The organism is Paraburkholderia flagellata, from assembly GCF_021390645.1.
Classification (GTDB): Bacteria; Pseudomonadota; Gammaproteobacteria; order Burkholderiales; family Burkholderiaceae; genus Paraburkholderia; species Paraburkholderia flagellata.
Genome location: NZ_JAJEJT010000003.1, coordinates 1,208,468 through 1,227,196 on the forward strand (window position 1 = coordinate 1,208,468; position 18,729 = coordinate 1,227,196).

Here is an 18,729-nt window from a genome sequence, read left to right on the forward strand (position 1 = left end):
ATATCTGCCGATCGCGTCGAAGACACGTACTCAATCATTCTGCATTCCTGGAGTCTGCAATGAAAATTATGAAAAATATTCGCCGCATTGCCACTGCCGTAGCCTTCAGCGCAACGGGACTTGCCGCGCAGGCCGCTATGGCCTCTCCCGTCAAAAACGTCGTGCTGGTCCACGGGTACTTTGCCGATGGATCCGGGTGGCAAGCCGTATCCGAGATCCTGACCCGGGACGGCTATAAGGTCTCAGTGGTCCAAATGCCTGAGACTTCATTTAAGGACGATATCGCCGCGACAAAACGGATCGTCGACGCTCAGGACGGCCCGACTATTCTCGTAGGTCACAGTTATGGCGGAGCAGTGATCACCGAGGCGGGCAACGATGCTCGTGTTGCAGGTCTCGTGTACGTCGCCGCTTTTCAACCGGAGGCCGGCGAAAGCCTGCACAGCCTGACTGAGAAGATGCCCGCGACGACGAAGGCGATCAAGTCGACCCGCGATGGCCACTTATATCTCGAGCCTTCACACTTCAGGGCCGACTTTGCCGCTGACGTGCCGGAGGCTGAGACTGCGTTTATGGCAAGCTCACAGGTTATGCCGGCTGTCGAGTCGTTCACCGCGCCAGTAACGCAGCCTGCCTGGAGAGCAAGACCGAGTTGGGCCATCGTCGCTAGCGCGGATCGAACCGTAAATCCGAACCTCGAACGCTGGATGGCCAAGCGAGCGAATAGCGCGATCGTTGAAGTTGCGTCGAGCCATGCAGCTTACCTTTCCCATCCATCCGACGTGGCTGGAGTGATCGAACGCGCAGCCACCGAGACTGGCAACCGATGAGTGCATTTGCCCGGACTTCTCTCGCGAGGTTAATAAACAACTGGTCAACTCGGTGTTTAGATTCCTGCGCGCGAAAGCAGACACATTTCGAACCTCCCGCGACATCGGAAAGAGCATCATCGACGTCGGCCTAAACGAGGTGTTGGCGGAGTCCGGGCTCCGTCAAGTCCAGACTCTACGCGTATCTGTTTTACGCAATGACGCGAACTTTGCTGCCGCTCTTCGGGCGATAAATCGTTATCTTAAGGACTCTAGATTTCACTACCCTGGCAAGGTACGCTAGCCGGACTAGCGGACAAATTAGCGCTTATATGGAGTCCGCTCGCTGAGATAGAGCTTATGCCGCTCGGAAATCGTGGAGATCTCGCCTTCGGCGAACAGTTTCTCGCGGCCGTAGGCGCGAGCCGGCGCTGATAGACGGTATTTCACCTCCGAGCCTTCGAATTGAATCTCGATGAGTGATTTGTCGACCAGTTCGCCGACACAATCCATCACGGCTTCATTGGTAAGCGTGGCATCGCGTACGATTGTGCACGCCGCCTCCAGGCTGAACGCGCGATTGAACACGCTCAGACGCCTGAATACGATTCGCTCGGCGGTATCGAGCATCTCGAAGCTCCAGTCAAATGTGGCCCGCAAGGTCCGATGTCTGGGCTGGGCGGTGCGATAGCCGCCGGCAAGATAGAGCAGAGGTTCGTCGAGGCCCTCACAGATGCCTGTCAGACCGAGTACGGAAGCTCGTCCGGCCGCCAGTTCAAGCGCGAGCGGTATGCCCTCAAGACGTCGGCATATCTCTTCGACGACTCGGAGTCGTTCGTCGCTTACGTCGGCATGCACGCCGTTCGAGAAGAACCGTGTCAAGAAGAGACTGATTGACGGGGAGCGGAGCATGGCGTCCCGGCAGTCGGCAGCGTAGGGGAGTGAGAGCGGGCCGACACGATAGACGGCTTCGTGAGGCACACGTAGACGGAACCGGCTGGTGATGAGAATCCGGACTTGGGGATTGGCATGGCTGATCATCCCGACGAGTTTGGCGACGTGCTCAACGACATGCTCGGCGTTGTCGATGACGAGCACACCGCGCATGCTGGCCAGCGCACTCGCCACGCTGCGCAGGTCCGGATTTACCTCGGTAAAGGGGCGGTCGCAGACGTCCGCGAACGCACGGACGACAGCACTTTGCGTGCCGTGCGCGACGAATTCGACAAGGCGGACGTCGACAGCCTGTTCCGCAGCGAGCCGGTGCGCGATTTCCATTGCGATTCTCGTCTTGCCGATGCCGCCTGCGCCGACGAGCGTCACGACGCGAGTCGAGTCGATCATCGAACGTATTTCAGCGATTGCGGCTTCACGCCCGAACAACGTTTCGCGTACGGGCAGGCAATCGGGCTCGGGTGTTGCCCCAAATCCGTGTTGCGACGACGGCATGATCGGCGTTTCGGGCACAGCCGCAGCAAGTTGATAGCCACGCCCCGGTACAGTTTGTATCAGATTGCGGTCCGTGCCCAGTGCCTTGCGGATCGCTGAAAGCTGTACATCGATGTTGTTTTCCTTGACGATCGTGTCGGGCCAGGCCGCCTCCAAGAGTTCTCTTTTGGAGACAATACGTCCTTCCGCCAAGGCCATGGTGGCGAGAACATCGAAGGCGCGCGATCCGAGACTCACCACATTGCCGCCGCGGCGTAGCGCCCTTACGCGGAGGTCCAGCTCGCATTCGCCAACCTGAATGACGGGTGCGTGGGGATTGATCGATCGGGAGTCTGCTATCGGGTGATTCATGTCTGTTCAGCCGACTATGCGGCGATGTGTTGCTGCTAAGGATTCGCAACGGCGAGTATTCGAGTATTACGCTCGTCCCGTTAGTGAGCTGTGAGAAAAGAGGTGTAGACATGCACTTTATGCATTCTCGCTGCACGGGAATGAGATCGCCTATTCGATTACTGCAAAGCCAGTACGGTTTGTGCAGAATGGAACCTCTAAATTTAATTCCCGCTGCAGTTCAGTCCTGAATTTGGCAGTCCGGAAACCAGGGAACGGAAGAAAGGTGACCCCCTGGGTAGCCTGTGATGACTTTGCAGACGGAATTTCCATCATTGAGCGTCGAGCAAAATGCCATATAGTTTCGCGATGGGGCGTTCTGGGCGTCAGTAAGTGTGACCGCGATTTTACGTAGAGCGCACGGGCATAACGCTGGCGCGCGCAATTGAGCGGTTGCGTATCGAACGTTCGTGCAATTTGATCGAGTCGCGGCGCATCTCGATCAAGGCCGTTTCTGTGCAACGCGGATTCTCTTCCGAGGAGGTCATGCGGCGCAGTTTCATGCGAAGCTTGTATGTCGGCCCGGCCGACTATCGAAAGCGATTTTTCGCGTTTCAGACCTAATTGTTTTGACGGGCGTCCTGGTAGTCGGTTTCCGGTGGCATCATGTACCGCCCCGCATTGGAACATTTGCCAGAAGTCGCTGTCTATTGTGAATCCCTAACGCTGTACCGGTTTGAGTTTTTAAACCAAGCCGTCTCGCTGAGCGAGCCACCCCTCAAATTCACACCCATTTGACACCTATTTATTGGGTGATAGATTCGACCTGATGACCGACTCCCGATTCACTGTGCGTAATCTGGCTTCGCATGAGCTGGACGAGGCGCGCGACCTCGTCGCCGCGATTTTTTCTGATCATAGTCTGACCCTGAAACGGCGTGGCAGCACTCTGGACTATACCCACCGGCATATCCAGCTCGACACATGCAGCTTCAACTTCATCTCTTATGGGCCGCGGGTCTGCATCAATGCCAAAGGGCTTGACGCCAACGTAATGGTGCAGTTGACGCTGTCCGGATACGACTACTTCCGACTCGGAAAGCGCGAGGTCCTCAGCACTCCCGAGGTTGCTACCATCAGCGGAGTCGATGAACCATTCGCGATGTGCTTGAGTGAGAATTGCCTCAAACTGGCAATCCTGCTCGACCGCGCGGAGCTTGAGCGCCATGCGGCTGGGATGATCGGCGCGCCGTTGCGCCGACCGCTCGAATTCCAGCATGTCATGGATACGGGTTCGCGTGGCGGATTCGTCTGGATGCAGACCGTGCAGCAGATCATGGCCGATTCCGGTCAGGGTCTAGCCTCCCTTTTGAGCTTTCCGTTGGTGCGTGCTCAGTTTGAACAGATGCTGTTTTCTGGGCTGCTCGCATGGCAACCCAATACCGCAATCGAACAACTGCAAAGCATGCGCGGCCCTACGCCAGACGCTCGGCCTCGCCACGTACGCATCGCCGACGACTACATGCGCGCCCACCTGGACGCTCCACTCACCGTCGAAAAGCTGGCCGAAGAGGCTCAGGTAAGTGTGCGCTTGCTATACGATGGCTTCGCCAGGTTCCTCTGCACCACGCCTATGCGCCACCTTCGCGCATTGCGTCTGGAAAGGGTTCGCATGGAATTGCTGGACCCGACCCAACCTCATAACGTAACCAGCGTCGCGCTACGCTGGGGCTTTAGTCAACTGGGGCGCTTTGCTGCCGCCTACCATCGCCAGTACGGCGAATTGCCCAGCGAAACTCTGCGCCGGACGCGCGCCTGATCAGGCAGGCAAGGATACCAGGGCGTAGCACTCACGCGGGCATTCGGAGCAGCCGCTGCGCTGAGCCGCTGGCGGAGTTGGCCAAGACGCTTGATATCGGGTGCCGGCGAGCTGAGGTCGATGAGGGCGTCAAACTGCGCAAGAAGCACCACGGCCTGAGCGACCTCGTCTCTTTCGATGTGATACGTGGCGAGGTCGAGCGCGGCGCGCAATTTCCACATCACCGCGCCGTGTTCGCTCGCTAGCGCCATCGCAGTGTTCAGAAAGTGGCGTCCTTGCAATTCGCAATGCATGCGCTCCTCGTGCGCTGAGCCATCCAGCGCGCGCGCGTGCTGGAGCTCCACCCAGCCTCTGGCCCGAAGCAGTTCGGGCAAGAAATAATATTCGCTGTGGGTTTCGCTGCGCTTGATCGCGTCGTCCAGTCTCGCACGGGCCTCCGCAAAACGGTGGGCGTTCGCGAACGCCTCGGCACTCAACACAATGAATGGCGCAATTACGCGCCGGAAGCCACGCGTAACAAGTCGCTGCAGGGCAGGCTCGAGCCTCTCGAGTGCTGGCGCTTCAGCGTCGGACTGAAGATCGATCTGGATGGACAGACATTCCGCGTAGTCTTCCCAGGCCGCGAAGTGGTGGGTCGCCACTTGCGAGCGCAATAGGGCGAGATACCGCGATGCGGCCAGCAAGTCGCCACATTGAAGCGCGATCGGCACGGCCACGGCGGCAAGTAGATGGCTGAGCGATGGCTCCAGCGTATCCCGGCGGGCCAGGTTAAGCGAGGATTGCACGAGCTGCAATGCGTGCGCAGGCTTCCCCTGAAGCCAGGCAAGGCGAGCAAGCGTGCCCTTGCAGAACGTGAGCGGGTCCACGCCGCGCGCGCCGCGGGGCAACGGCTCCGAGCCCGGTTCATCGAGCGCAGCAACGGCGACCTCGAGGCGTTCCCGGGCTTGCTCGTGCTCGCCGAAGCAATGGAGCGAAATGCCCAGCATTGCGCCCGCCAGCAGCCGCTCGCCGCGTGGATCGCCATGCTCAGTGGCCTGCTGCATGCGTGTGGCGTAGCAAATCGATGCGCGAATATCGGCGATCAACAGCGCAGTGTTCCAGAGACCCCACAGGGCTCGAGTCACAAACGCGTCATCGCGCCTTGCTTGCGCGAGTCGCAACACGCGTTGCCAAAACGATATTGCAGTCTCGACATGCTCGCCCGCGTACACGAGCGCGGAAGCGTAGGCTGCGCACAGTCGCATTTCGTAGACAACGTCGACGGAGCCGGTCGGCAGGGTGTCGAGCACATCTAGCGCGCGCCGTGCCCGTTCGCAGCATTCACGGAAGAGCGATGCATCGTGCAGCGTACCGACCAGCACCCCCGCGAGCGCGATGCCCTGGGCCGGGTCGCCGTTCTCGGAGAAGGCCCGGTCGTATTCGGCGCGAGCTTCGTCAAGCGAAAGACGCGCTTTGAGATCCGTGCCGTGCCAGCTGACTTCCGCGTGTATGAGTCCGTTCGCTTCAATCCGCTTGTTCATGTAGCGAATGTGCCGGGAAGCGAGGACGTGCACTTCTCCTTCGTCGCGCAGTTTCTCCATCGCGTAGGCGCGCGTGCTCTTGGTCAGCCGGTACGTTGCGATTGGACCGTGAAACTCTACGTTCAAAAGCGACTTGGTCGCGAGTTCCCCGAGAGTCGAAACGACCACTGCGATCGACACGCCGGGGTCCGCCGCGACGGCGCAGACCGCATCGAACGTGAAAGTGTCCGTAAAATACCCGAGGCGGCGGAAGAGGATACGCGATGGCGCATCGAGCAGCGCGTAGCTCCACTCGAACGTCGCGCGCAAGGTTTGGTGCCGCGGCAGTGCAGAACGCGGGCCACCGGTGAGAAGGTCCAATTGTAGGTCGAGCCGCGAAGCCACGCCCTCGACACCGAGAGTCGCCACCCGTGCCGCAGCGAGTTCAATGGCAAGCGGCAGACCGTCGAGCCGCCGGCAGATGTCGGCGGCCAGTATGATGCTCTTTTCGTCGGAGGCGCAGTCCATTGCGAGTGATCGGGCACGGCACAAGAACAGTTCGACCGCTGAATGTGCGAGCATCTCCTGTGTTGTTAGTCCGGTTTTGGGGACGGCAAGCGGTTCGAGGCGCAGCACGGATTCAGTGCGAATGTGCAGGGTTTCGCGGCTCGTCACGAGCACGCGCATTGACGAATTGCGCGCCACCAGTGCCTCCACGAGCCGGGCCACGACTTCGATCACATGCTCGGCGTTGTCGAGCACCAGGAGGCCTATGGACTCGGCGAAGACATCGTATAGCGTGTCCGTGCGGCGCTGTCTACCATCCATGGGAAACTTCAGCGCGTCAGCGAGGATGTCGGAGACATCCTCGCTGGATGACGCCATGGCAAGTTCTACGAAGCATTTCGCCCCGCCGCTTCGACAATGGACTTCATTGGCAACGTGAAGGGCGAGCGCGGTCTTGCCGACGCCGCCCGCGCCGACGATTGTCGTGACCTGTCCTTGTTCGAGGTGGTCGCGGAGTCGTTCGATCTCTGCGGCGCGCCCGATCAAGGGCGAGACAAGCGGAGGGAGTGCGGGCAGCTGAAGTGCGGTTACGGTTTGCGGACCAGCCTCGCCCGCATCGGTCGTCTGAGCGTGCCCGGCGATCAACAGATAACCTCGCCCCGGTACGGTCTTGATCAGATCGCGTTCGGCGCCGAGCAGCTTGCGCAATGCCACGATATGCACCTGCAGTCGATTCTCTTCGACGATCTGGTCCGGCCAGACCGCCTCCATGATTTCGTCTTTCGACAAAATGGCGCCATTGGCACGATAAAGTACTTCGAGAATATCGAAAGCGCGCGTGCCAACTCGCAGCGAACGGCCATTCTGCTGAATGTTTCGCTGATCGAAACTGACCTGCAACGATCCTATTTGAATCATGGTCGTCTCCGGCTGGCCAGAGCGTGATTATCTTGACGGTGCATCCGATCGATCGTAGGCGAAGCAGCGAGAGGCCCCCAATGCAGAGCCATTTTTGCGTTCCGGGTCTGCCGGGACGCGAATGAGCGTTGCATCGCATCTTTCAATGTGACGATCCGCACGGCGAAGTGTAAGCAAGGATTAGTGAGACGTCTTGAACAAAAATGCGCAGATCAAGGCGAATAGATTGGCCTCAAACTCGCCAGAGAGCCGGTATCGTCTGTTTTACTCATAGTCGCGCAGCGCGGTACGCGGCATTGGCGCTTGTCAGGCAGCATGTATAAATGTCACGCGAGAGCCGGTTTTTTCGTAACGTGGCGATGGAGCCGCTTGTAACTCGTACCACACACGATTTCACTTGTCCGGAGTGCTGGATTGACGAAAGGCAGCTTGAGGACACCGTGACGACGAACGGCGCAAGCGAAAACGTCAAGTACGTCTTCCTGCCATATGAGCGGAATCCAGACATGCCGCAAGAGGGGCGAGACCGGAAGGAAGGCGCCTCCGCCCTCGAATCGGTCACCGTACGTCAAGCGGGGGAGCGAAGTCGTGAGCGGGGCTGCCGCCTGTCCCCGTGTTTCGTCGCGTGTTGCGCACGGCGTCGCGGACCTCGACGGAAATACCGGTTAGTGCTCCAGTTCGAATCGACGGGCCGATGCCAAATGAACATCGAGCCCCCCGGAGGACTCCAGCACGCTAGCGAGAATTGTGTGGTTCGCGTTGCCCGGCTGGGTGCCACGCCGAGAGGGGCGGTAGACGGGGTCGCCACGGTTGACGGTCCTGCCCGTCAGGGTGCAAACCGTCTTGTGGCGCGAACGGGTGCGTTTCCAAAGTTGATCCGCGTAATGGCCGCACGTGGCGTCATACCAGCAGAGCGAGACAACTGTACTCGAAACGCGTTCGAGTATGCGGATATGGCCAGAAAACGGAACGTGGGAAGCCGATCGAGCTGTCCCATGCCGCGTCCGCCCGCGATCCGTTTTGCGCGTTGCGCTTTCCTGATGCATGGCCTCGATGTCCGCGGACGCGCGAGAGGCTCGTTCGAGTGAGACGATGGTTTGCTTCCACGGGTCGTCGTTTGCGCAGGGGGCCATTTGGTCAGTTCTGTATCGTAAGTAAGCATGCGATTGGGGACAGGCAAGGCCGCCTGGGCGTGTTGCCGTTCCGGGCGCCACGCGGGACAACATCGCGTTGAGGCCGCACAGGTGACGCTATTGTGGATCGCTACTGCTAAAAGGTCCTGCGCAGGAAGGTAAAAAAAACTGAACCGCCGAAGGCGCAGCAAGGGCGCCAGCCGGCAACAGCCCGCTGGCCGCATGTCACTGCGATGTTAGTTAGGGATGGATACAAAGGCCGGATAGCCGATATGGCTTGGCCCGTTGCCGCTAAAGAATGTGTCCAGGCCGGCCATGTTGAGGCGCAGCGCGGCACGCAAATATGCAGAGCGGTTTGGGTTGGCGATGAACGGGCCGCCGGACGCGAAGAGATTCGCGCCGCCGCTTTCGAGCGAACTCGGCAACGCAGATCATGGGTGGCCTTAGCCGGCAACCGGAGCCCTGCCGGCATCTGACTGAGGCATTAAGCATATTTAAATGCCGGAAAAGGATCTTTTATTTCCGCGCCACTAAGCTTCGTTCCCGATGCAGGGTGTGGCCCGCTTGCATCGTGGACAACAGCAACGTGCGGACTCATCACGCGCCACCGCGCGTAGGGGTATGCAACGAGGGAGAACAAGGATGAGTTTGCAAGAGAGTACGATCGCGCCGTCGCGGACGCGACGCAGAATTCTTTCGGTTGGCGCAGGCGTGGTCGGTACGGTCGCCATGTCGGGTCTGCCCGCGGTGGCGTCGGCTGCCGGCGGCACGGCCTCGCATACTGCCAACGAGCATCAGCGTAACGGCAGCTACGTGAAGGCCAAGGATGGCACCGAGATCTACGTCAAGGCCTGGGGCACGGGCGCCCCGGTGGTCTTCTCGCACGGCTGGCCGCTTTCGGCGGATGCGTGGGATCCGCAGATGCTCTATCTGGTAAGTCAGGGATATCGCGTGATCGCACATGACCGTCGCGGGCACGGCCGCTCGGGCCAGCCATTTGCCGGAAACGATATGGATACCTATGCAGATGATCTGGCGGCTGTGCTCGACGCGCTCGATGTGCACAACGCCATGCTCGTCGGCCATTCGACGGGCGGCGGTGAGGTCGCGCACTACATCGGCCGGCACGGTTCGAAACGGGTGACAAAGGTAGTGTTGATCGGTGCCGTGCCGCCGCAGATGGTCAAGTCGGCGACCAATCCCGGTGGCCTGCCCATGCCCGTTTTCGACGGCATTCGCGACGGCGTAGCAGCCAATCGCTCGCAGTTCTATCTCGACCTCGCAACGCCGTTCTATGGCTTCAACCGCCCTAACGCAAAGGTGTCGCAGGGTCTCGTTCAGGACTTCTGGCGGCAGGGCATGCAAGGCTCGATCAAAGGCCAGTACGAGTGCATCAAGCAGTTCTCCGAGGTCGACTACACGGAAGACCTGAAGAGGATGGACATGCCAACCCTCATCCTCCACGGCGACGATGATCAGATCGTGCCGATCGATGATTCTGCGCGTCTGTCGGTGAAGCTCATCAAGCACGCCACCCTCAAAGTCTATCCGGGCGCGCCGCATGGTATGTGCAGCACGCATTTCGCCCAGGTGAACGCGGATCTGCTGGCGTTCCTGAGGGCATAAGGCCGGTTTCGAGGAAAGCTGTCCGGAGGCTCTTCGGCTGCGCCGGCACGCATTGCAAAGGCGAGGCCAGAGTCGTCCGAAAAGCGCGCGAACTCGAACCCCGTGGAGAGACCGATAGCATTCGCTCGCGCATCGCGACAGGCGTGGGCAAGGAGCGCGTCATGAAATATGAGCTTGCGGCAACACCGGACGAAGTGGCGGGCGTGTGTATTCCGCGCACCGCGCTCGCGGCGCTCGCCGTCGAGAACGTCTGCGCCGTGCTCGATCCGGTTCTGGTGGGACACGCTCATCGTGTGTTCGTGTTCGCTGCGCTCGCCGCCCTTAGCGAGCGGCATGCATGCGACGCCGAAATCCTCTACGTGAGCGCGATGTACGCGAACATGGGCCTGAGCCCAGCCTATGCGCACTCGAGCTCGCGTTATGAGGTGGACAGCGCGGACGCGGCGCGCGTGCTGCTTGCGGGGGTCTCGCCGCGCGTGGCCGAGGACGTGTGGCGTGCGATCGCGCTGCACACCACGCCGGGCATTCCAGAGCATGTTTCGCCACTTGCGCGGCTGCTGGCGCGAGCCGCGGGGACCGATCTAGTCGGTGCGAACTATGACGCTTATACGTGCGCCGAGCACGCGGCCATTCTCGCAGCCTATCCGCGCGGAGCCACGTTCAGCGAAGACGTGATCCGGGCGATAGGCAGCGGTGTCGCCCATCGTCCGCAGACGACGAGCGGCACGTGGAGCGCGGACATTCTTGCCCGCCTCGATCCCGACTACTGCCGGCTGAATTATTGCGGGCTCATTCTCGGCTCGCGCTGGACTCAGCCGGACAACAACTTTTTTTCTCACTCAAGAAGACATAAATCATGAAGCACTGTTTCATTCCGATGCTGGCCGCACTCGCATTTACAAGCGTTCAGGCCTTGGCCGCCGATGCGGCAACGTCTTATTCGCCGCCTGTCGTGGCGCAAGTGCCGTACGCCGCGTCGGGTGCGGCACAGGATAAAGCGGCGCGCAAAGCGGCTCACAAGGCAGCGAAACTCGCTGACCGCCATCTGGCGGCAAACGTGCGCAAGGCGCTGACGAAGCAGCGCGATGTGGCAATGGCAAACGTCGTCGTGCTCGCGAAAACGGGTGTTGTCACGCTCACAGGATCGGTTCCCGAGACTACCCAGATCGCGGCCGCGCAGCAGCACGCGCAAGACGTGGAAGGCGTGAGCCAGGTCGTCAACCGACTGACATTGCGCACGCCGGGCAACTGAGCGGCCATGAGGCGGTGGACGTATGCGCTGCGGAGCTGCCACGGCGTGAGTCCGGCATCCGGTCAGGCGCATGCTGCCCGAAAGCTCAGCCGGCTTTACGCCGGCTTGCGCGGATTGCGGGGCGACTCGTTGAACGTATGGAGTACGCCATTCAGGGAGGTGGCAAATTTTTGGGCGATTCACGCGTCGATATCCTCGGGCACCCGCAGGGCGTAAATCCACTTGTGTGGCTCCGTCAACTTGACTAGCGGACCTGGCAATACTCAAAATTGAATAGGTATGAGTAGGTATCCTAATCAATTTATAAAAACCGTCCATACAGCTGTCCATCCATACCATGCGGCGATGCGTATCTTGAGAAAGTCCGATGAAACGCAGCTTTCATTTGAATCTTCAAGAAGCCATTATTGACGAAATCGGATTATTGCAAGAGGCGGAATCGAATAGCGTGAACCCATTCCGTTCCTCAGGCTCGGTACGCTGCGGACGTCCCGGAGATGTACTTTACCCCTACAACGAGAGACAGCGAAACATGTCATCTGAAGCCAAATGCCCGTTTGCGGGCCATAAATCTCCCGCCGTACACATTGCCAGTGGCGGCACGACCAACAAGGACTGGTGGCCCAATCAACTACGCGTCGACCTGTTGAGCCAGCACTCCGAGAAATCGGATCCGCTAGGTGGTGGATTCAACTATCGCGACGCATTCAAGAAACTCGACTATGAAGCGATCAAGGCCGACCTGCGCAAGCTTATGACGGACTCGCAGGACTGGTGGCCGGCTGACTTCGGTCACTATGGCCCGCAGTTCGTCCGCATGGCCTGGCATGCCGCAGGCACCTACCGCACTGGCGACGGCCGTGGCGGCGCGGGTCGCGGCCAGCAGCGCTTTGCGCCCCTCAATTCGTGGCCCGACAACGTCAATATCGACAAGTCGCGTCGTCTGCTGTGGCCGATCAAGCAGAAGTATGGCCAGCAGATCTCGTGGGCCGACCTGCTGATCCTGACCGGAAATGTTGCGCTAGAAACGATGGGCTTTCGCACATTCGGTTTTGCCGGTGGTCGCGAAGATACCTGGGAACCGGACAACGATGTCTACTGGGGCGCGGAGAAGCAATGGCTTGCACTCAGCAACGATCCGAACAATGAGCTTAGTCGCTACTCGGGTGAGCGCGACCTCGACAATCCGCTCGCTGCGGTCCAGATGGGCCTGATCTATGTGAACCCTGAAGGCCCGGATGGCAATGGCGACCCGCTGTCAGCTGCACGCGATATCCGGGAGACCTTCGCACGCATGGCGATGGAGGACGAGGAAACCGTCGCGCTGATCGCCGGCGGGCACACGTTCGGCAAGACGCACGGTGCGGGTCCTGCAAGCCATGTGGGCGCAGATGTCGAAGCGGCGCCGCTCGAAGCACAAGGCCTCGGCTGGGCCAGCAGCTATAAATCGGGCAAGGCGGCCGATTCGATCACCAGCGGCCTCGAAGTTACATGGACGCAGACGCCTGCCCAGTGGAGTAACTTTTTCTTCGAGAACCTGTTCAAGTACGAATGGGTGCAGGAGAGGAGCCCGGCAGGCGCTCTCCAGTGGGTCGCAAGCGACGCCGAGACCGTCATTCCTGGGCCGACGCCGGATTCACCGAAGCGCCGCCCGACCATGCTGACGACTGATCTCTCACTGCGCTTCGACCCGGCCTATGAAGAGATTTCTCGCCGCTTCCTGAACAACCCACAGGCATTTGCCGAGGCGTTCGCGCGCGCGTGGTTCAAGCTGACTCATCGCGATCTTGGGCCGAAGTCGCGCTATCTGGGACCGGAGGTCCCGCGCGAAGATCTGATCTGGCAGGACCCGCTTCCGGCCGGGGCGCACATGCCGAGCGGAACAGACATCGCCGACCTGAAGGCAAGGATCGCGACTTCGGGTCTCTCTGCTTCAGAACTCGTCGCCGTGGCCTGGGCCTCAGCCTCGACGTTCCGTGGATCGGACAAGCGCGGCGGCGCCAACGGCGCACGCATCCGCCTCGCTCCGCAGAGCGGCTGGGCCATCAATCAGCCGGTGCTCGGCACCCTGGCGAAGCTGGAGGAAATCCAGAAGGCTTCGGGCAAGGCCTCACTCGCAGATGTGATCGTGCTGGCCGGCGGCGTTGGTATCGAGATGGCGGCCAAGGCTGCGGGCGTCGCCGTCACTATGCCGTTCACGCCGGGCCGCGTCGACGCTAAGACCGAGCAGACCGATACCGTCTCGTTCGCCGTGCTCGAGCCGATCGCCGATGCATTCCGCAACTATACGAAGGGCACGCATCCGGTTCAAGCCGAAGCCCTGCTGATCGACAAGGCCCAACTGCTGACGCTGACCGCGCCCGAAATGACCGCGCTGATCGGCGGTCTGCGCGTTATCAACATTAACGCCGACGGCAGTAACCACGGTGTCTTCACGAAGACCCCTGGAGCGCTGACCAACGACTTCTTCGTCAATCTGCTCGACATGAGCACCGAGTGGAAGCTCGCCGGCGACATCTACGAAGGCCGTGACCGCAAGACGGGCCAGCCGAAATGGACCGGCACACGTGCGGACCTCGTGTTCGGCTCGAACTCAATCCTGCGTGCGCTGGCAGAGGTGTACGGCAGCGCGGACGGCCAGGCGCGCTTCATCAGCGATTTCGTTGTCGCGTGGACCAAGGTCATGAACGCTGATCGCTTCGATCTCGCGTAAAGCGGGGCAGCGGGTAACCGGCTGCCTGGCGCCTGCCATCGAGGCTGGCGCAGCGGAAGGTTCGCTGTCGGTCGAAGGCGCGCCCGACGCCGCTGCGCAAAGCCTTTACCTACTTAATCGTTTTTTCACTCTCAACCTGGAGAAGCAACATGAAAGTCCTGATGGTTCTGACCTCGCACGACCAGCTCGGCAACACCGGCCGCAAGACCGGCTTCTGGCTCGAAGAACTGGCCGCCCCTTACTACGCTTTCAAGGATGCCGGCGCGCAGATCGTGTTGGCCTCGCCCAAGGGCGGCCAGCCGCCGCTCGACCCCAAGAGCAACGAACCGGCCTTCCAGACAGAGGAAACCCGCCGCTTCGAGGCCGACGCGCAGGCAACGGCTCAACTGGCTGCGACCGTGCGTCTGGACAGCGTGAACCAGGCTGACTTCGATACGGTGTTCTATCCGGGCGGCCACGGCCCGCTGTGGGATCTGGCCGAAGACGGGCACTCGATCGCGCTGATCGAATCCTTCCTCGCGGCGCGTAAGCCGATCGCGCTGGTCTGCCACGCGCCGGGCGTACTGCGCCATGTCAGGAAGCCCGATGGCAGGCCGCTGGTCCAAGGCAAGAAAGTCACCGGCTTCACCAACACCGAGGAAGCTGCGGTGCAACTCACCGACGTGGTGCCGTTTCTGGTCGAAGACGAACTCACGGCTCTGGGCGGTAACTTCACGCGCGGCGATGACTGGGCCTCGTATGTGGTGAGCGATGGTCTGCTGATTACTGGCCAGAACCCCGGTTCCTCTGCCGAGGCCGCGAAATTGTTGCTCAAGCAACTCAGTGCAGGCAGGTAATCGTGAGCGCCTACGTGGTGATGATCCGCGAGCGCGTGACGAACCAGGCAGCGATGGACACCTACGCCAAATTGGCCCCGCTCGCGCGTGAAGGACACAACATTGAACGTCTGGCTTTCTACGGCGAGCTGGACATGCTGGAAGGTGCGCCCGTCGACGGCGTGGTCATCAACCGCTTCGCGACGATGGAAGACGCCCGTCGCTGGTACGACAGCTCGGCTTATAAGGCTGCACGCGTTCACCGCCAGCGCGGCGCGAACTACCGCGTTTTCATCGTCGAAGGCGTCGACGCGAAACCGGTGGCTTGATGGCCGCGACACAACATGGAAAGTCCTGGCGGTGTGGTTGCCCGGATGCAACCGCATCAGCGCAGGGCTGAGGCGATAACTTTCTCTAACAGAAAAGAGGTGATTGTGATGCTGGAACGTATCAAATCCGCCGGCTGGTTGCGCGAAACCAACTTCATCAACGGCCAATGGGTCGCCGCAGATGACGGCTGCATCGTGGCCGTGGAAGACCCTGCCACGGGCAACCAGATTGGCATCATTGCTCGATCTGGTGCTACTGAAACGCATCGCGCCATCGACGCCGCCCACGCGGCGTTCACGAACTGGTCGATGACCACGGCCGCCGAGCGTGCGGAACTGCTGCAAGCGATTGCGCGTACAGTGCGCGAGAACATGGACGAACTGGCCGCCATGCTCACGCTGGAGCAAGGCAAGCCGCTGGCCGAAGCCCGCACGGAAATGAAACTCGGCGCGGACTATATCCAGTGGTTCGCCGAAGAAGCCAGGCGCATCAACGGCGAGATTATTCCGTCGCCGTGGAAAGATCGGCAAATCTTGGTGACACGCGAGCCGGTTGGTGTGGTCGCAGCGATTTCGCCTTGGAATTTTCCGTTCTCGATGCTGGCGCGCAAGGTTGCCCCGGCGCTGGCGGCGGGCTGCACCATCGTGGTCAAGCCGGCCGATCTCACGCCGTACTGCGGTCTGCTGTGGGGCGTGCTGGCCGAAAAGGCGGGCATTCCGGCGGGCGTGGTTAATGTGGTGACAGGCGATGCCGCGGCCATCGGTGGTGAACTGACCGCCGATGCGCGTGTGCGCAAGCTGACCTTTACCGGTTCCACACGGGTCGGCAAGCTGCTTTACGGACAATCCGCCGAGACGGTGAAGAAACTTTCGCTGGAATTGGGCGGCAATGCGCCCTTCATCGTTTTCGACGATGCCGACATCGATGCGGCCATCGAAGGCGCGCTGGCCTCCAAGTACCGCAACAGCGGACAGACCTGCATCTGCACCAATCGGTTCTACGTGCAAGACGGCATCTACGACGAGTTCGCCCGTCGCTTTGCCGAGCGAGTGCGTGCAATCAAGGTCGGCAACGGCTTCGAGCCGGACGTGCAGCAAGGCCCCCTTATCAACGTCGCTGCGGTGCAGAAAGTCGAGAGCCACGTTAGCGATGCGCAAGCCAAAGGCGGAAAGATTCTCGCTGGCGGCAAGCGTCATGCACTCGGCGCGACGTTCTTCGAGCCGACCGTCATCGCCAATGCAACCGACGACATGCTGATCGCTAACGAAGAAACCTTCGGCCCGGTGGCGGCGCTGTTCCGCTTCAAGAATGAGCAGGAAGCCATTGAAAAGGCCAATGCCACCGAGTTCGGGCTGGCCGCGTATTTTTATACCCGCAACCTGTCTCGCGTGTTCCGCGTGTCGCGTGCGCTGGAGAGCGGCATGGTCGCCGTCAACGCGGGCCTGGTCACGACCGAGGTTGCACCGTTCGGCGGCGTCAAGGACAGCGGCATCGGCAGTGAAGGCTCTTCGCACGGCATCGAGGAATACCTCCACCTCAAATACATCAGCCTCGGCGGCGTGTAAACGCGAACGGGCAACAGATCTCGCAAGGAACACACCATGCATCATCCATCGCTGTTCACGTCCGTGACGCTGGGACGTCACGCATTGAAGAACCGCATCGTACTGCCGCCTCTGACGCGCCAGCGCAGCGGCCAACCCGGCAACGTGCCGACCGATCTTATGGCCTGCTATTACCGGCAGCGTGCCGGCGCCGGCTTCATGATCAGCGAAGGCACGCAGATCGAACCGCGTGGCCAAGGCTACGCCTGGACGCCGGGCATCTACAGTCAGGCGCAGATTGATGGCTGGCGAAAGGTGACCGAGGCCGTCCATGCCGAAGGCGGCATTATCTTTGCGCAACTCTGGCATGTCGGCCGCGTCTCCCATACGGCCTTGCAGCCGAACGGTGATGTACCTGTTGCGCCATCCGCCATTCAAGCGAAAAAGGTCAAGTCCTTCATCGAAACCGGCCGTGGCGCCGGCACGCTAGTCGAACCGTCTGTTCCGCGTGAACTTTCGGTCGCCGAAATCAAGCAGCTAGTAGCGCTCTATGCGCAGGCCGCGAAGAACGCGCTGGCCGCGGGCTTCGACGGCGTCGAGATCCATTCGGCCAACGGGTATCTGGTCAACCAGTTCATCTCGACGCACGCCAATCATCGCACCGATGAATACGGTGGATCGTTGCAGAACCGCCTACGGTTCCTGCGCGAAATCGTTGAGGGAGTTGGTGAAGTCGTTGGACCGGATCGGCTGGGCGTGCGGTTCACTCCGCTGTTCACCAGCACCGATCAGGACAGGGTCTACATCGGCTTCGTCGAAGACGATCCGCACCAAACCTACATCGAAGCAATCAAGGTACTGGAAGCGGCAGGTGTCGCTTATGTGTCGATTGCCGAGGCCGATTGGGACAACGCGCCTGATCTCCCCGAGGACTTCCGGCGCGCGGTACGGCAAGCGTTCAGTGGGCGGATTCTCTATGCCGGCCGCTACACCGCCGAACGAGGTGCCCGACTGGTGGATGCCGGCCTGGCCGACCTCATCGCTTTCGGACGCCCATTCATCGCCAATCCTGACTTGCCCGAGCGCATTGCCAACGGCTGGCCTCTGAACACCCTCGATCCAGTTACGATCTACGGCGGCGAGGAACAAGGGTTCACTGATTATCCGGTGTACGCGCAAGCATCCGGACTTACTACGAAATAGGTTCCCATGAACAACGGTATTGAAAACAAAGTCATCCTGATTACGGGTGGCAGCACTGGACTTGGCGCCGAGACGGCGCGCCTTCTTGCAACACGCGGCGCAAAGGTGGCTGTGGCCGCACGGCGCAAGGCGAAGCTCGATGAAGTGGTCGCCGACATCGCTGCCAGCGCCGGCACGGCCCGCGCGTACGCGCTTGACGTGACGGACAAGGCGCAGGTCGAAGCCGTCGTTGCCGCCGTAGTGGCGGATTTCGGCAAGCTCGACGTGCTCATCAACAACGCCGGCCTGATGCCGATTCGCCCGATGGCGGAAGTGAACACAGACGAGTGGGACGCAATGATCGACGTGAACCTCAAGGGCACGCTTTATGGAATCGCTGCTGCACTGCCACGTTTCATCGCGCAAGACAGCGGCCACATCATCAACTTGAGTTCGGTCGCCGGCATCAAGGTGTTCGCGCCGGGTGGCACGGTGTATTCGGGCACCAAGTTCGCGGTGCGGGCGATTTCCGAAGGGCTGCGCCAGGAAGTCGGCGAGAAGATCCGCGTCACGTCCATCGAGCCGGGTGCTGTCGACAGCGATCTTAAATACAGCACGTCCGGCAATGCCGCCGAAACGGTGCTGAATTTTTACAAGACCGCCATCCCAGCCGATTCGGTCGCACGCGCTATCGCCTTTGCGATCGAGCAACCCGCGGACGTGGACATCAACGAGATCGTGCTGCGGCCCACGAAGCAAGAGTTTTGATTTGCGAGTGTTCTGAATTATCAAAGGAGTCTGTC

16 protein-coding genes are annotated in these 18,729 nt (G+C 60.6%); 12 read left to right on the forward strand and 4 right to left on the reverse strand.

The window, feature by feature from the left end; all coding sequences use genetic code 11:
* The first annotated feature begins 59 nt into the window (after window positions 1-59).
* Window positions 60-830: an alpha/beta hydrolase gene (locus tag L0U83_RS29160; RefSeq protein WP_233887603.1), complete on the forward strand. Its 771-nt coding sequence runs from the start codon at window positions 60-62 to the stop codon at window positions 828-830.
* Window positions 831-1,130: 300 nt separating this feature from the next.
* On the opposite strand, the gene L0U83_RS29165 is transcribed toward L0U83_RS29160, so the two are convergent.
* Window positions 1,131-2,609, reverse strand: coding sequence for an ATP-binding protein (locus L0U83_RS29165; protein WP_233887604.1), 1,479 nt, complete (start codon window positions 2,607-2,609; stop codon window positions 1,131-1,133).
* A gap of 405 nt (window positions 2,610-3,014) precedes the next feature.
* Here L0U83_RS29165 and L0U83_RS40920 point away from each other — a divergent pair, with 405 nt between their 5' ends.
* Together L0U83_RS40920 and L0U83_RS29170 are read left to right on the forward strand one after the other, a co-directional pair.
* Window positions 3,015-3,212 (forward strand): hypothetical protein, encoded by a 198-nt coding sequence (locus tag L0U83_RS40920; protein WP_373321145.1) that lies wholly within the window; start codon window positions 3,015-3,017, stop codon window positions 3,210-3,212.
* Window positions 3,213-3,417: 205 nt separating this feature from the next.
* Window positions 3,418-4,407 (forward strand): AraC family transcriptional regulator, encoded by a 990-nt coding sequence (locus tag L0U83_RS29170; protein ID WP_233887605.1) that lies wholly within the window; start codon window positions 3,418-3,420, stop codon window positions 4,405-4,407.
* Here the strand turns inward: L0U83_RS29170 and L0U83_RS29175 are convergent.
* From L0U83_RS29175 to L0U83_RS29180, 3 genes are all read right to left on the reverse strand, one after another.
* Window positions 4,350-7,331 (reverse strand): ATP-binding protein, encoded by a 2,982-nt coding sequence (locus L0U83_RS29175; RefSeq protein ID WP_233887606.1) that lies wholly within the window; start codon window positions 7,329-7,331, stop codon window positions 4,350-4,352. The two genes, L0U83_RS29170 and L0U83_RS29175, sit on opposite strands and share 58 nt — an antisense overlap.
* A 665-nt stretch (window positions 7,332-7,996) precedes the next feature.
* A complete protein-coding gene (locus tag L0U83_RS40925; RefSeq protein WP_373321124.1) occupies window positions 7,997-8,557 on the reverse strand; it encodes a DUF3331 domain-containing protein in 561 nt (186 codons plus the stop codon).
* A 143-nt stretch (window positions 8,558-8,700) separates the two neighbouring features.
* Window positions 8,701-8,889 (reverse strand): hypothetical protein, encoded by a 189-nt coding sequence (locus L0U83_RS29180; protein WP_233887607.1) that lies wholly within the window; start codon window positions 8,887-8,889, stop codon window positions 8,701-8,703.
* Between the two features lie 217 nt (window positions 8,890-9,106).
* Between L0U83_RS29180 and L0U83_RS29185 the strand changes: the two genes are divergently transcribed.
* The 9 genes from L0U83_RS29185 (at window position 9,107) to L0U83_RS29225 (ending at window position 18,694) form a co-directional block, all read left to right on the forward strand.
* A complete protein-coding gene (locus L0U83_RS29185) occupies window positions 9,107-10,090 on the forward strand; it encodes an alpha/beta fold hydrolase (RefSeq protein WP_233887608.1) in 984 nt (327 codons plus the stop codon).
* Window positions 10,091-10,251: 161 nt separating this feature from the next.
* Entirely contained in the window at window positions 10,252-10,950 is a 699-nt protein-coding gene (locus L0U83_RS29190; protein WP_233887609.1) for a phosphohydrolase, read from the forward strand.
* Window positions 10,947-11,342, forward strand: coding sequence for a BON domain-containing protein (locus L0U83_RS29195; RefSeq protein ID WP_233887610.1), 396 nt, complete (start codon window positions 10,947-10,949; stop codon window positions 11,340-11,342). The genes L0U83_RS29190 and L0U83_RS29195 overlap by 4 nt, the downstream gene beginning before the upstream one ends.
* A gap of 532 nt (window positions 11,343-11,874) precedes the next feature.
* A complete protein-coding gene (gene katG, locus L0U83_RS29200; protein ID WP_233887924.1) occupies window positions 11,875-14,055 on the forward strand; it encodes a catalase/peroxidase HPI in 2,181 nt (726 codons plus the stop codon).
* Window positions 14,056-14,204: 149 nt separating this feature from the next.
* The gene (locus tag L0U83_RS29205) at window positions 14,205-14,891 is read left to right on the forward strand and encodes a type 1 glutamine amidotransferase domain-containing protein (protein WP_233887611.1); all 687 of its coding nucleotides are present in this window, start codon (window positions 14,205-14,207) and stop codon (window positions 14,889-14,891) included.
* 14 nt (window positions 14,892-14,905) lie between these two features.
* Window positions 14,906-15,199: a DUF1330 domain-containing protein gene (locus L0U83_RS29210; RefSeq protein WP_308445082.1), complete on the forward strand. Its 294-nt coding sequence runs from the start codon at window positions 14,906-14,908 to the stop codon at window positions 15,197-15,199.
* 108 nt (window positions 15,200-15,307) lie between these two features.
* The gene (locus L0U83_RS29215; protein WP_233887926.1) at window positions 15,308-16,765 is read left to right on the forward strand and encodes an NAD-dependent succinate-semialdehyde dehydrogenase; all 1,458 of its coding nucleotides are present in this window, start codon (window positions 15,308-15,310) and stop codon (window positions 16,763-16,765) included.
* 36 nt (window positions 16,766-16,801) lie between these two features.
* A complete protein-coding gene (locus tag L0U83_RS29220; protein WP_233887612.1) occupies window positions 16,802-17,947 on the forward strand; it encodes an alkene reductase in 1,146 nt (381 codons plus the stop codon).
* Window positions 17,948-17,953: 6 nt separating this feature from the next.
* Window positions 17,954-18,694 carry an SDR family oxidoreductase gene (locus tag L0U83_RS29225; protein WP_233887613.1) on the forward strand — a complete coding sequence of 247 codons (741 nt, stop codon included), beginning with the start codon at window positions 17,954-17,956 and terminating at the stop codon, window positions 18,692-18,694.
* Window positions 18,695-18,729: the final 35 nt, after the last annotated feature.

Excerpts from the sequence above, each read along its gene's own strand:
- L0U83_RS29160 (WP_233887603.1), top strand. The coding sequence starts at position 60 with ATGAAAATTATGAAAAATATTCGCCGCATTGCCACTGCCGTAGCCTTC.
- L0U83_RS29165 (WP_233887604.1), bottom strand. The coding sequence starts at position 2,609 with ATGAATCACCCGATAGCAGACTCCCGATCGATCAATCCCCACGCACCC.
- L0U83_RS29170 (WP_233887605.1), top strand. The coding sequence starts at position 3,418 with ATGACCGACTCCCGATTCACTGTGCGTAATCTGGCTTCGCATGAGCTG.
- L0U83_RS29175 (WP_233887606.1), bottom strand. The coding sequence starts at position 7,331 with ATGATTCAAATAGGATCGTTGCAGGTCAGTTTCGATCAGCGAAACATT.
- L0U83_RS40925 (WP_373321124.1), bottom strand. The coding sequence starts at position 8,557 with ATGTTGTCCCGCGTGGCGCCCGGAACGGCAACACGCCCAGGCGGCCTT.
- L0U83_RS29185 (WP_233887608.1), top strand. The coding sequence starts at position 9,107 with ATGAGTTTGCAAGAGAGTACGATCGCGCCGTCGCGGACGCGACGCAGA.
- L0U83_RS29190 (WP_233887609.1), top strand. The coding sequence starts at position 10,252 with ATGAAATATGAGCTTGCGGCAACACCGGACGAAGTGGCGGGCGTGTGT.
- L0U83_RS29195 (WP_233887610.1), top strand. The coding sequence starts at position 10,947 with ATGAAGCACTGTTTCATTCCGATGCTGGCCGCACTCGCATTTACAAGC.
- katG (WP_233887924.1), top strand. The coding sequence starts at position 11,875 with ATGTCATCTGAAGCCAAATGCCCGTTTGCGGGCCATAAATCTCCCGCC.
- L0U83_RS29205 (WP_233887611.1), top strand. The coding sequence starts at position 14,205 with ATGAAAGTCCTGATGGTTCTGACCTCGCACGACCAGCTCGGCAACACC.
- L0U83_RS29215 (WP_233887926.1), top strand. The coding sequence starts at position 15,308 with ATGCTGGAACGTATCAAATCCGCCGGCTGGTTGCGCGAAACCAACTTC.
- L0U83_RS29220 (WP_233887612.1), top strand. The coding sequence starts at position 16,802 with ATGCATCATCCATCGCTGTTCACGTCCGTGACGCTGGGACGTCACGCA.
- L0U83_RS29225 (WP_233887613.1), top strand. The coding sequence starts at position 17,954 with ATGAACAACGGTATTGAAAACAAAGTCATCCTGATTACGGGTGGCAGC.